Genomic DNA, 13,485 nt, shown 5'->3' with positions numbered 1-13,485 from the left:
TTTAATTAAAACCATAAAACAAAGATTAACTAAAAAACAATCACCAATAAACTACAAATGTAACAATTTAAAAACCAAAATATAAAATTGATTATCTTTGATTTAACAATATTATCAAACTAGCCATATGAAAGCTTTAAAATATGTTCTTTTTCTTCTTCTTATCATTATAATTGGACTGTCTATATACATTGCTGTGCAACCCAATCAATTTGATTTTTCAAGAAGCAGAGTGATAAAAGCTCCTAAATCACTTTTGTTTGAAAAAGTTAACGACTATAAAAACTGGCCTAGTTTTTCACCATGGATTGAGCAAGAACCCAATGCAACAATAACGTATGGCGAACAAACATCGGGAGTAAATGCCAGCTATTCATGGAAAGGTGCTATTTTAGGTGAAGGAAAAATGACAACCTTAGCTGTTAATGATAATGCCTCCATTTCCCAACATATAGAATTTATTAAACCTTTTGAATCTGAATCTTATATTAATTGGACTTTTGAAGAAACAGAAGCAGGGACCACCGTAACTTGGGGTATGAAAGGCGAGCAAGATTTTATGACTAAAATGTACACGACATTTGCAGGATCTATTGAAGAGAATACCGCACCTGATTTTGATAGAGGTTTATTTAAGTTAGATAGTGTAGTAACTCGAGATATGAAAGCTTATAGTGTAGCAGTAAATGGATTGACCGAACATGGCGGCGGTTTTTATATTTACAATTCAACATCTTGCAAAATTTCAGATTTAGCCAACACAATGCAGGTCATGCTCCCTAAAATTGCCACATACGCCAATAAAAATAACATTCCAATTGCTGGGGCGCCTTTTGTGTATTACCACAAATGGGATGAAGCGAATAATGCTGTTATGTTTTCCTGCTGTATTCCTACAACTGAAAAAATTATCTCTACTGAACCTGATATTTTAACCGGACAGCTATCACCTTTTAAAGCCATAAAAACAACCTTAAAGGGAGATTATGAAAACTTAAAGGAAGCCTGGGATACAGCCATGAATTATATTTCTGAAAATAATTTAGAGGTTGTTGAAAATGGCCCTATGCTTGAAACCTATCTCACAGATCCAAATCGAATAGAGAACCCTGCAGCATGGATCACTGAAATATACATTGCTATAAAGTAAAACATTAGTTCTTTTTAAACGCTTTTACCCCAGCTTCAATTTTTGTTTTTAAGTAATTTTCTCTGGGTACTACAGGGCATGAGTACTTATCATTATACGCGCAATACGGATTATAAGATTTATTAAAATCTATGACTAACTCATTTCCTTTTGGAATGCTTACATCAAGATAGCGTCCACCACCATAGCTTTCAAAACCGCTTGTTTCATCTAAAAAAGGCAAAAACAAATAATCGTCATACCCTTTTTCTTGTTTTAAACTTTCATCTTGATACACATTAAGCTTAAAAGACTCCCCTTTTATTTGAAAATGAAGCTCTCCATATTTAACATATTCAGGTAAACGATTTGTAGTTGTTTTCATTTTAAAAGGCAACTCATCAGGTGTTCTCACAAACTTTGCGTTTACCACATAAGTAGAATCAAACTTAAAAAAATTTAATCCATCAAACTGCTTTCTGTCCTTCACTTTTAAAGGGGAGGTTGTAGCATCTTTGAATTCGGCATTCAATGTCCTTTGAAACTCGGTGTCTCCTTTTATCGGTCTTTTCTTTTCACTGCAACCTACCAATAGCACAATAACTACAAAGCAAAAAGCATATTTTATTTTCATAAAGTTAGGTGTATTAATGCCTTTGAAATTTATTAAAGGCAACGCTATCAAACAACAAAAAATATTCTGAATTAAATTTATGATTTTCAAAAAAATTCAATTCAAAAATACAACTTATAAAAATTTTACATAGCTTTGATGTCTCAAAAACAAATAAAAATGCGTCATAACGTCACAATTTATAGAAAACAATGGACCTCTTGTTTAAAGAGAAGATGTTGGTCTTATTATATATTGTGTTGATATAGTTATAAAATATTACAATATTTAAAAGTCCGACTTCGCAGTCGGACTTTTTATTTTTAGTCTAAATCGAATTCAACAAATAAATACATGTAAAAAAATAACATTGAACACTTAGAACTCATGCGAACTTTATTTCACAATTACCTAAACACATTTAAAGGCCTTTCTAGAGAGGTGTGGTGGTTAGCACTCATCACACTTATTAATAGAGCAGGCACTATGGTTATACCGTTCTTATCGCTTTACCTAACCAAACGTTTAAACTTTTCTTTAAGTGATGTAGGTTGGGTTATGAGTGCCTTTGGTTTGGGTTCTGTAGTGGGCTCTTGGTTAGGCGGCAAACTCACAGATAAAATTGGGTATTATAAAGTCATGGTATTTAGTCTTGTTATAACTGGTGTGTTATTTATATGGCTCCAAGTATTGACCACTTTTGCATCCTTCTGTATTGGAATCTTTTTAGTAATGCTTGTTGCTGATAGTTTTCGCCCGGCTATGTTTGTGGCCCTTAGCGCCTATAGTAAACCAGAGAATAAAACCCGTTCAGTAACACTCATTAGGCTTGCTATAAATTTAGGGTTTTCAGCAGGACCAGCGGTTGGAGGTTTTATTATAACGTCGATAAGTTATGGTGGGTTATTTTGGATTGACGGCATTACTTGCCTGATTGCTACATTGGTACTTGTTAAGGTTTTAAATCCTAAAAAAGCGAAAACTCTTGATACCGTAACCAATGAACATCCAGAATCTGCGTATCAAGACAAAGCATTCTTGATATTCCTGATAGCTATGATACTTTTTGGTATTGTATTTCTACAATACTTTTCTACCATGCCGCTTTACTATAAAGATGTTCGGTTGTTAAGCGAGTTTGAAATTGGCTTACTTTTAGGTATGAACGGATTTCTCATTTTTGTTTTTGAAATGCCCTTAATTAAATGGCTAGAAAACACCTCATTTACCAAAAGTGGCTTAATGCTTTTTGGAGCTATTTTAACTGGGTTAAGCTTTGTTATTTTAAACTTTACAAGTTGGAGTGGTGTATTAATCATTGGTATGTTGCTTATGACTTTTGGTGAAATGATAGCTTTTCCCTTCTCTAATGCATTTGCCATGGATAGAGCTAAAAAAGGCAATCAAGGAGAGTATATGGCTTTGTATTCTATCGCCTTCTCAATTGCCCATATTTTTGGTCACAATACAGGTATGCGTTTGGTTGAGGCCTTGGGTTTTGATAGTACCTGGATTATTGTAACGCTACTTGCCACTCTTTGTGTATTTTTACTGTTTATTTTAAGCAAATATTTAAATCATATAAAGAAATCTAAGTATAAAAAAATAATAATTTGAAAGATATAACTACAGATATCATAATTATTGGTGCAGGCCCCATTGGTATTGCTTGTGCCCTAGAATGTAAAAAAAGAAACTGGAATTATTTGGTAATTGAAAAGGGGGCTTTAACCAACTCGCTTTTCAATTACCCAAAAAATATGACTTTTTTTTCAACTTCTGAAAAGTTAGAAATTGATGCTATCCCTTTTATAAGTAACAACCCTAAACCTAATAGAGATGAAGCCTTAGAATATTACCGACGCGTTACAACCTCCAACAATCTGAATATAAATTTATATGAAACAGTTATTAATATTGATAAGGGTTCTAAACAATTTCATGTAGAAACGAATAAACATACCTATACCGCTAAAAAAGTTATCATAGCTACTGGGTTTTATGATATTCCTAAACTATTACATGTACCAGGAGAAAACCTGAATAAGGTAACCCATTACTATAAGGAAGCGCATAATTACGTACTACAGCATGTTGTGGTTGTTGGCGCAAGTAATTCTGCTGTTGATGCTGCTTTAGAAATTTACAGAAAGGGCGGATACGTTTCCATGGTAATACGTGGTGAAAGTATTGGAGAACGGGTAAAATATTGGGTTCGACCTGATATTATTAACCGCATTGAAGAAGGTAGTATAAAAGCTTATTTTAATTCAGAGATTAAAGACATAAGAGAACAAAACCTTACTATTTCAACACCCGAAGGCTCTAAGGTTATTCCAAATGATTATGTTGTGGCTTTAACTGGGTATTTGCCCAACTTTGAACTCTTAAAATCTTGTGGTATTGCCTTATCAAACGACAAAATGATTCCAGAATACGATGCCCATACCATGGAATCAAATATTAAGGGTTTATATCTAGCAGGTGTTATTTGCGGTGGAACAGAAACACACAAATGGTTTATAGAAAACTCACGAATTCATGCCAAACGTATTGCTGCGCATATTGAAAGCCAACAAATTTTTTCCTAACCATGAATTTAAATCAAGTTACCATTCCGTCACTAAATGTTGAAAAAGCAACCCGATTTTATAAAACATTAGGGCTTAAGTTAATTGTAAATGCCCTACCTAAATATGTAAGATTTGAATGCCCTGATGGTTCAGCCACATTTTCTATCCACAAAGTAGACCACATAATGCCAGAACATGGTATATCTATTTATTTTGAAGAGGAACATTTAGATACGTGGGTGCATAATCTTCAAAAAAAAGGTATAGAATTTAAAGAGTTACCCAATGACAAACCTTGGTTGTGGCGTGAAGCACGTCTTTTAGACCCAGATGGCAATCATATCATTTTATATCATGCAGGTGAAAACAGAAAAAATCCGCCATGGCGTATCCATTAAGCCTCATTTTGTTATTGGAATAACCTCCTTTTGTTTAATAACTCTAGACAGTACAATTTGAGTCTTTGATTCACCATAACTAATCAATTGGTCAATAAAGGATTCAAGGTGTTTTTGATTTTTTAATACGACTTCCATAACAATATTTTCATCACCAGTAATTCTATAGCAATTAATAACCTCATCATAGGTTTTTACCTTTTCTAAAAAAGGTTTTAACTTACCCATAAAGGCTCTCAATGTGATGATGGCTTTAAGCTGATACCCAATTTCAAAGGGTGACACAATGGCTTGATACCCTTCAATAATCCCCATATCCTCCATCTTTTTTATACGTTCAGAAACCGCTGGAGAGGTAATTCCAACTTGTCTACCTATTTCAGCATTTGAAAGCCGTGCATTTTCCTGCAAACATTTCAAAATCTTTATGTTTATAGCATCCAATACCATTTAAAAGAAATTTTAGACTAAAAAATTAATAATTAAAGCAAATATAATGTTTTGCTTTAATTATTAAAGTCAAATCTAGCTTCTAGTGAGTAATTTTGAATAAATTGAAAAAGATAAAAAAGTATGTTGACTAATACCCCATCAAACCTATCGGAATTACCGATTTATAAAAAGGCACTTGATATTTTTGCTTTATCGCAAAATATCTCAACATACCTTAATGATGATTTATCTGCTTTGAAACCAGATGGCACTGAAGATCATCATATTTATTTTTCCGGAGATATTGTTCAGCAATCGGTGTCTTTAGCACCTGAAATTTTAAATGCTGAATTAGAACGACACTCAGACAGAAAACATAAACATATTGCATCCTTAAGAAGACTTACTAATCGGCTTTATAAAAACTCCTACCGATTAGAAAGATCAAACAGTAATGGCAAAGATTTTCTTCCTATTTTAAGAAGTGAATTAAAAAAGTTTAAAAAATTACAGCGTAAATGGTTGCTTACGCTGTAATGTAACATTATATCTTTATATCTTTACATACTTTTGTTCACAATGTTGCGAACTACAATCATAAGTTAATATTAAGCTAGATTCTACAATTGTATAATATATATTAACATCTGTACAACTATCAGGTATTATTTCACCATCTGCTATATTCACACCTTCAAATACCTTATAGACACCCGTATAAATTGTTGATCCTACACTATTTGACATAGAGCATAAAGTACTATTTACCGCCAATGTATTATCTTCTAAAAACTGAATTCTTTTTCACTCGTCACCAGATCAAATGAATTACTATAATCTGTATCCCTCTTTTTCTCTCCAACCAAAATCCGAGTCCCCTGAAGTGTAGGTTCTGTAAATACAGGAGATTGATTCTCATCGTCATCGGTGCAATTAAAAAATATTACTGTTAAAACAAAATATAATAACAATAAATAATAATTTTTCATAGCCTTAGATTTCTTTAAAATACCATATATTAAACCGCAGGTAATTTAAATGAATTTCATTTTGACTTTAAACTCATTTGACTTTTTATTTAGTGAAAAACTCCTATTTAATAGTGATGAAATGCTATAAGTCTGTTAATGATGTAAAGTGCGTGGTGCTGAAATGAGTACATTGAAAAAATCTGTATAATATTTTATTACATATTTCGTCTATACTGCCCCCCTACTTCAAAAAGTGTGCTCGTTATTTGTCCAAGGGAACAAACTTTACAAACCTCCATTAGGGCTTCAAAAATATTTTCATTATTTACAGCCTTAGTTTTTAAATCATTTAGCAAACCATTTGTTTCATAATGTTGGTGCAACTGCTCTAGTGTTTTTATTTGACGTTGTTTTTCGTCTTCTGTGGCTCTAATCACCTCAACTGGTAATACCGTTGGAGAACCTTTACTACTTAAAAATGTATTTACCCCAATTATAGGAAACGCTCCACTATGCTTAAGGGTTTCATAGTACAAACTCTCTTCCTGAATTTTACTTCTTTGATACATGGTTTCCATGGCACCTAAGACACCCCCACGCTCAGTTATTCTATCAAACTCTACAAGCACAGCCTCTTCCACTAGGTCTGTCAACTCTTCTATAATAAAAGATCCTTGAATTGGATTCTCATTTTTAGCCAAACCTAACTCTTTATTAATAATAAGCTGAATAGCCATAGCACGCCTTACCGATTCTTCTGTAGGGGTTGTTATAGCTTCATCATAGGCGTTTGTGTGCAATGAGTTACAATTATCATAAATAGCGTATAAGGCCTGAAGTGTCGTTCTTATATCATTGAAGTCTATTTCTTGTGCATGTAAACTCCGTCCTGATGTTTGAATATGGTATTTTAACATCTGTGATCGTTCATTAGCACCATACTTATACTTCATAGCCTTAGACCAAATCTTTCGTGCTACTCTACCAATTACAGCATATTCTGGATCGATACCATTGGAAAAGAAAAAGGATAAATTAGGACCAAATTTATTGATATCCATCCCGCGACTCAAGTAATACTCCACATAAGTAAAGCCATTTGATAGGGTTAATGCCAATTGCGTGATTGGATTGGCACCTGCCTCTGCAATGTGGTATCCCGAAATAGAAACAGAATAAAAATTGCGGATGTTATGATCTATAAAATATTCTTGAACATCGCCCATTAACCGCAAGGCAAATTCTGTAGAAAAAATACAGGTATTTTGAGCTTGATCTTCTTTTAAAATATCGGCTTGAACGGTTCCTCTCACTTGAGCCATAGTTTTAGCCTTAATACTAGCGTAAACCTCTTGTGGCAACACTTGGTCTCCCGTCACGCCAAGTAACATTAGCCCTAAACCATCATTTCCTTCTGGTAGTTTGCCATGATAAACAGGACGTTCCTTGCCTTTATAAAGCGCTGCTATTTTCTCCTCTACTTCCGCTTCTAATTTATTTTCCTTGATATAAATCTCGCACTGCTGATCTATGGCCGCATTCATAAAGTACGCTAAAAGCATAGGAGCTGGCCCATTAATGGTCATACTAACCGAAGTTTTTACATCTGCCAAGTTAAATCCAGAATACAACTTTTTGGCGTCATCTAAACAACATATCGATACCCCTGCATTACCAATTTTACCGTATATATCTGGTCTAGAATCAGGGTCATTCCCATATAACGTTACACTATCAAATGCGGTTGACAATCGCTTGGCTGGCATACCCTGACTCACATAATGAAAGCGTTTATTAGTGCGCTCTGGGCCGCCTTCGCCCGCAAACATACGTGCTGGATCCTCCCCTGTTCTCTTAAACGGATAAAGTCCTGAAGTGAACGGAAACACACCAGGTACATTTTCTTGTAAACACCAGCCTAAAACATCACCCCAAGCTTCATACTTGGGTAAGGCTACTTTAGGAATTTGGGTATGTGATAATGATGTGGTATGCGTTTCAATATTAATCTCTTTATCTCGTACTTTGAATGTATAAATAGGATTTTTATAGGTATCTATTGTTCTACGCCAACCTAAAATCATGTTCCAATTGTCTGGATCTAAATCCATTTTCAATTTATCAAATTCGGCCAGAAGCAATCTTACAATTGGTATTTGATCTGCCTCAATTTGTGCTAAAATTTGTTCCTGATCTAAGCCAGTTTCGTTTAAGTATTCATAAGAAGCTGATAACTTTCCTACGGTAAAAATAGTTTTAAAAATACCGAATAATTTCTGGGCTATATCTGCTTGTGATTTTACTTTTGCATCATACGCCCTGTTGTTTTCTGAAATCTCAGATAAATACCGTGTTCTTGCTGGTGGGATAACATACGTTTTCTCACTAGTACTAGGTATTGGTTTTTCAAGAGTATTCAAATCTACCCCTAGTTTTTTCTTCAGTTGCCCTAAAACAGCACAATATAAGTTGTTCATGCCTGAATCATTAAACTGAGAGGCTATGGTACCAAAAACGGGTAACTCATCCTGAGGTGTATCCCATAAATGGTTATTACGCATGTATTGCTTCTTAACATCCCGTAAAGCATCTTGTGCACCACGTTTATCAAACTTGTTGATGGCCACCAAATCGGCAAAATCTAACATATCAATTTTTTCCAACTGTGTTGCCGCTCCAAACTCTGGCGTCATAACATAGAGTGACACATCAGCATGCTCAACAATTTCTGTATCTGACTGCCCTATACCAGAGGTTTCAAGAATGATCAAATCAAATTTGGCCGCCTTTAAAACAGCAATAGCATCGCTAGCATGCTTTGATAAGGCTAAATTAGATTGTCGGGTAGCCAAACTTCGCATATAAACCCTAGGTGAGTTTATAGCATTCATCCTGATTCTATCTCCTAAAAGTGCCCCTCCTGTTTTGCGCTTTGAGGGGTCTACCGAAATGATTCCCACCGATTTATCTGGAAAATCAGTCAAAAACCGTCTTACCAGCTCATCAACCAAACTAGACTTTCCTGCACCTCCTGTTCCTGTAATTCCCAATACAGGAATAGTAGCATTTTGATTTTCAGTTTTTATTTCTTCCAATAAGTGTTTTGCTATATCTTCAAAATTTTCCGCTGAAGAAATAACCCTAGCTATGGCATTTGTGTTTTTTTGCTTTATATCCGTCAACTCAAAGAGCAATTCCTGACCTAAAGGAAAATCAGATTGTGACACTAAATCATTTATCATTCCCTGCAAGCCCATTTCTCTACCATCATCAGGCGAATAAATTCTTGTTATCCCATAATCCATCAAATCTTTTATCTCTGAAGGTAGAATAACGCCACCGCCACCACCAAAAATCTTAATATGCTCTGCTCCTTTTTCTTTCAGCAAATCAAACATGTATTTAAAATACTCGTTATGTCCGCCTTGATAAGATGTTAAGCAAATAGCGTTAACATCTTCTTGAACAGCAGTATTAACAACTTCTTCAACACTTCTGTCATGTCCTAAGTGAATCACTTCAACCCCCGTTGATTGGATGATACGGCGCATAATGTTTATAGAGGCATCATGCCCATCAAATAGCGAAGCCGCAGTAACTACACGAACTTTATTCTTAGGTTTATAAGGATTTTGCTGGATCATTCGTAAAGATTCTTATTTTTTTAAGCCGCAATTTAATGAATATTCAAAAAAAACCAACATACACCCATGATTATCTAAAACCGTTATAAACATAGGGTGTTTATCAATTTTAAACTAATTTTGAGCCAGAAAACACAAGCATATTATGAATAAAATCACCATTTTAATTCACTGTAAGGATCGCCCTAATATCATTGCTTCAATCACAAATTTTATTGCAAAAAAGGGAGGAAACATTGTATACATTGATCAATACGTTGATAGAGAGCAGAACATTTTCTTTATGCGTTTAGAAAGTGAATTTTCTACGGATGATTTTTCGACCATCGATTTTAAACTTGACTTTAAAAATGATTTGGCCGAAACATTCAAGATGAAGTGGCGCATTTATTCTTCTGAAAAGAAGCCTAAAATGGCCTTATTTATCTCAAAATATGATCACTGCTTGTATGACTTGCTTGGGCGTTATAATTCTGGCGAACTTAATTTAGAAATTCCGTTTATTATAAGTAATCATTCAGACTTAAAGCCTATTGCCGACAACTTCAATATTCCGTTTTACCATATTCCAGTAACAAAAACCACAAAAGAAAAAGCCGAAAACAAACAACTGGAGCTTTTACAAAAACACAGTATCGATTTTATTGTCCTTGCGCGTTATATGCAAATTGTATCTAGTAAACTCATTAGTCAGTATCCAAACAAAATTATAAACATTCACCACTCATTTTTACCTGCCTTTGTGGGCGCAAAACCATATCATTCTGCTTATAAACGCGGTGTAAAAATTATTGGAGCCACTAGCCATTATGTTACAGAGGAGCTTGATGCTGGTCCTATTATTGAACAAGATGTTACCCGAGTGTCGCATACCCATAAAATAACCGACTTAATTGCCAAAGGAAGAGATTTAGAAAAAGTTGTGCTGGCAAACGCTGTTAAACTGCACGCCGATAGAAAGGTAATGGTTTACAATAACAAAACTGTTATATTTACCTAAACAGCTGATTAGTGACCTTAACCTTCTATTTAGGGTCATAAAACGATAGCGGATTCAAAACAAACAAACCCCAAAACCATGAAACATATTATTCTTTCCTGTGTATTAATTTTTAACCTAACCGCCTGTGCTGAACTTCAACAAGTTGTTCATCAATTACCTCAAAACACACCCATAAGCAATGGCGATATTGCAGCTGGATTAAGACAAGCTCTAGATTTTGGCATTGACAAACAAGTGAGTAAACTCACTGAAACCGATGGGTTTTATAAAAATGATTTAGTTAAAATTTTACTACCAGAAGAATTGCAAAAAGTTGATAAAACATTGCGTGATATTGGTTTAGGTAATTTAGCTGACGAAGGCTTAAAAGCCATAAACCGTGCCGCCGAAGATGCTGTAAAAGAAGCTACTCCCATATTTATTGATGCTGTAAAAAGTATTACTTTTAGTGATGCCAAAAACATACTACTTGGCAATGATAATGCCGCAACCATGTATCTTACCCATAAAACAGAAACAGCGCTGTATGATAAGTTTAATCCTGTTATAAAACATTCATTTAATAAGGTTGGAGCAGATCAAATTTGGACGAACCTTATTAGTAAATACAACAGTATACCGTTTACAAACAAAGTAAATCCAGACCTGACTGATTATGTTACCAAGGAAGCACTTAATGGGGTTTACACCATGATAGCGGTTGAAGAAAAAGAAATAAGAACACAACTAAATTCAAGAACCACCGATCTACTTAAAAAAGTGTTTGCCCTACAAGATTAGGCTATACATTATAAATAGTTAAAACCGAATACTCTGGCTTACGGTAATTATTAGGGGTAATCTTTCTAACATACAGCAAACTCAAAACGCAACTGTATAACCTTATAGAATAAACATTAAAAATTGAATTAAACAAAATAACGAACAAACTAAAAAGCCCCTTTATTTTAGTATTATCTCCTACGATAGCTCTTTTGATTGGAACGTTTAAAACGATGCTTAGAAGTATTTATTTTTGGCGAGAGCTGGCGCATTTTTTGCTCAATTTCTGGTTTTACAATCCAATTGATCATTTCGGTACTTTTGATAGTAATAAGATTTAAAAAACTTAAAATTAAAACCAACAATGACAATACCCTAAATACCTGAAGCTTTACTACCAATAACAAGTCACACTGATATTCCAAAATTTTAATAAATATAATTTTAATATTAAAATAAAACTTGTATATTTAAGTGCCTGTTAATCAGTTAATAGCAATGAAGCGTATTGACATTATAAAATATAAGCAAGACAAACTAAAACAAGAATATAAAACACTTGTTGAGCAAGCTTATAATTTTCGTCAAACCGATTCTGCTTTAAGCGATATCTCTGAATATAAAGCTATTAAATTACTTAACAAGCTTAATAGACTAAAATACCTCTACAGAGACCAAAATAGAACTGCTATTTAATTTTTACCATTTTTTTAACGATTTCTACACGTCTGCAGCTTAATTATTGACGTAATTATTGTATAAATCTTAACGTCATGAATACCCAGATAAGAAATCATCAAAATAAATTAAAAGCAAAATACAAGCAGCTTATAGAGTTGGCTTATAACTTTAGACAAATTGATGCGCCCCTTAGCGATATATTTGAATATAAATCCATTAAAATTCTTAACGAAATAAATAGATTACAATTTCTTTATGTTAACGCCCCTAAAAAATAAGCACTTAACATTTAGCCTTTTATTAACTGTTTGATGATACCTAAATAATATCCTTAAGCGTAATTTAAAATAAAAAAAACATGAACACACATTTTTGCAGAGTGGGAAGAATAAAACCCAACCTAAATGAACTTATTAGTTTAAAACAACTAGAAAATAGAATAGCTAATTATGTTGAGGACAGAACTAAGCTTGATTTATCTGAATACTTAAGCGGAGCTTTTTAAAATATTGAAAAGCTTTTGTTAATCTTGAGCCATACCAAGAAAACATTTCTCCATCTACTAAAACAATAGTGGAGTTGGGATAGTAGCGCCCAAATTCTGCCTCATGTGTTTTATTAAAGGGATATGGTTCTGACGATAATAACACAAAATCAACCTGCTCTTCTTTATTTACCTCCTCCACCTTAATTTCAGGATACCTATTAAGGTGCTTGTAAATATTCTCAAAATTATTGAGTTCTAAAAGGTACTGTATAAATGTAGTATTAGCGGCTACCATCCAAGGGGCTTTCCAAATAAAATATGCAACTCTATATTGAGGCTTGTCTTTTATAAACAACTGAAAATCTTCTAATTCCTGTTTAAGCTTTGCAATCATGGACTCAGCCTTATCTTGTACCTTAAAAATAACACCGTATTGAGATATGAGTTGTAAACTACCCTGAATATTATAAATATCAGACACATGAACAGGACAAATAGCTTGGCATGCAGCAACAATATCTTTGGTATTTTCTTCTTTGTTGCATACAATAATATCTGGCTTTAAACCCTTTATCTTTTCAATATGGATTTGTTTGGTACCTCCAACAACTTTCACCAATTTTCTAATATGCGACGGATGAACACAAAACTTGGTAACACCTACCAGTGCTGATTCTAAACCCAAATCACATAAAAGTTCTGTTTGGCTAGGCACCAACGATACTATACGCCTGGGTGTTTCTTGTAAAAATAAAGTTCTTTGTAATTGGTCTGTATAGCCTTTCACATCTA

General features: G+C 33.9%; 13 protein-coding genes. 9 read left to right on the top strand and 4 right to left on the bottom strand.

Features of this window, described 5'->3' with window-relative positions; translation table 11 throughout:
• The first annotated feature begins 127 nt into the window (after positions 1-127).
• On the top strand, positions 128-1,150 hold the full coding sequence (locus FGF67_RS12810) for an SRPBCC family protein (RefSeq protein ID WP_139698156.1): 1,023 nt from the start codon (positions 128-130) through the stop codon (positions 1,148-1,150).
• A 4-nt stretch (positions 1,151-1,154) separates the two neighbouring features.
• On the opposite strand, the gene FGF67_RS12805 is transcribed toward FGF67_RS12810, so the two are convergent.
• On the bottom strand, positions 1,155-1,763 hold the full coding sequence (locus FGF67_RS12805) for a DUF1684 domain-containing protein (RefSeq protein WP_139698155.1): 609 nt from the start codon (positions 1,761-1,763) through the stop codon (positions 1,155-1,157).
• A 366-nt stretch (positions 1,764-2,129) separates the two neighbouring features.
• Between FGF67_RS12805 and FGF67_RS12800 the strand changes: the two genes are divergently transcribed.
• From FGF67_RS12800 to FGF67_RS12790, 3 genes are read left to right on the top strand one after another with little or no spacing between them, the layout of a single operon-like run.
• Positions 2,130-3,359 (top strand): MDR family MFS transporter, encoded by a 1,230-nt coding sequence (locus tag FGF67_RS12800; RefSeq protein WP_139698154.1) that lies wholly within the window; start codon positions 2,130-2,132, stop codon positions 3,357-3,359.
• Positions 3,356-4,333 (top strand): YpdA family putative bacillithiol disulfide reductase, encoded by a 978-nt coding sequence (locus FGF67_RS12795; RefSeq protein ID WP_139698153.1) that lies wholly within the window; start codon positions 3,356-3,358, stop codon positions 4,331-4,333. Before FGF67_RS12800 ends, FGF67_RS12795 begins: the two co-directional genes overlap by 4 nt.
• Positions 4,334-4,335: 2 nt before the next feature.
• Positions 4,336-4,713 carry a VOC family protein gene (locus FGF67_RS12790; RefSeq protein ID WP_139698152.1) on the top strand — a complete coding sequence of 126 codons (378 nt, stop codon included), beginning with the start codon at positions 4,336-4,338 and terminating at the stop codon, positions 4,711-4,713.
• A 3-nt stretch (positions 4,714-4,716) separates the two neighbouring features.
• On the opposite strand, the gene FGF67_RS12785 is transcribed toward FGF67_RS12790, so the two are convergent.
• On the bottom strand, positions 4,717-5,163 hold the full coding sequence (locus tag FGF67_RS12785; protein WP_139698151.1) for an Lrp/AsnC family transcriptional regulator: 447 nt from the start codon (positions 5,161-5,163) through the stop codon (positions 4,717-4,719).
• Positions 5,164-5,286: 123 nt separating this feature from the next.
• On the opposite strand from FGF67_RS12785, the gene FGF67_RS12780 reads away from it, so the two are divergent.
• Positions 5,287-5,682: a hypothetical protein gene (locus FGF67_RS12780; RefSeq protein WP_139698150.1), complete on the top strand. Its 396-nt coding sequence runs from the start codon at positions 5,287-5,289 to the stop codon at positions 5,680-5,682.
• Between the two features lie 649 nt (positions 5,683-6,331).
• On the opposite strand, the gene FGF67_RS12775 is transcribed toward FGF67_RS12780, so the two are convergent.
• Positions 6,332-9,760 (bottom strand): methylmalonyl-CoA mutase family protein, encoded by a 3,429-nt coding sequence (locus tag FGF67_RS12775; RefSeq protein ID WP_139698149.1) that lies wholly within the window; start codon positions 9,758-9,760, stop codon positions 6,332-6,334.
• Positions 9,761-9,905: 145 nt separating this feature from the next.
• On the opposite strand from FGF67_RS12775, the gene purU reads away from it, so the two are divergent.
• The 4 genes from purU (at position 9,906) to FGF67_RS12755 (ending at position 12,484) form a co-directional block, all read left to right on the top strand.
• On the top strand, positions 9,906-10,760 hold the full coding sequence (purU, locus tag FGF67_RS12770) for a formyltetrahydrofolate deformylase (RefSeq protein ID WP_139698148.1): 855 nt from the start codon (positions 9,906-9,908) through the stop codon (positions 10,758-10,760).
• Positions 10,761-10,838: 78 nt separating this feature from the next.
• The gene (locus FGF67_RS12765) at positions 10,839-11,543 is read left to right on the top strand and encodes a DUF4197 domain-containing protein (protein WP_139698147.1); all 705 of its coding nucleotides are present in this window, start codon (positions 10,839-10,841) and stop codon (positions 11,541-11,543) included.
• A gap of 480 nt (positions 11,544-12,023) precedes the next feature.
• The gene (locus FGF67_RS12760) at positions 12,024-12,221 is read left to right on the top strand and encodes a Lacal_2735 family protein (RefSeq protein ID WP_139698146.1); all 198 of its coding nucleotides are present in this window, start codon (positions 12,024-12,026) and stop codon (positions 12,219-12,221) included.
• 77 nt (positions 12,222-12,298) lie between these two features.
• Positions 12,299-12,484, top strand: a complete 186-nt coding sequence (locus tag FGF67_RS12755) for a Lacal_2735 family protein (protein ID WP_139698145.1) — start codon at positions 12,299-12,301, stop codon at positions 12,482-12,484.
• 186 nt (positions 12,485-12,670) lie between these two features.
• Here FGF67_RS12755 and FGF67_RS12750 read toward each other — a convergent pair whose 3' ends face one another.
• Positions 12,671-13,480 carry an ABC transporter substrate-binding protein gene (locus FGF67_RS12750; protein ID WP_139698144.1) on the bottom strand — a complete coding sequence of 270 codons (810 nt, stop codon included), beginning with the start codon at positions 13,478-13,480 and terminating at the stop codon, positions 12,671-12,673.
• Positions 13,481-13,485: the final 5 nt, after the last annotated feature.

The organism is Allotamlana fucoidanivorans, from assembly GCF_006265225.1.
In the GTDB taxonomy this organism is placed as follows: Bacteria; Bacteroidota; Bacteroidia; order Flavobacteriales; family Flavobacteriaceae; genus Allotamlana; species Allotamlana fucoidanivorans.
The sequence above is the reverse complement of the archived record's forward strand: the minus strand, read 5'-3'. Positions and strand labels throughout refer to the sequence as shown.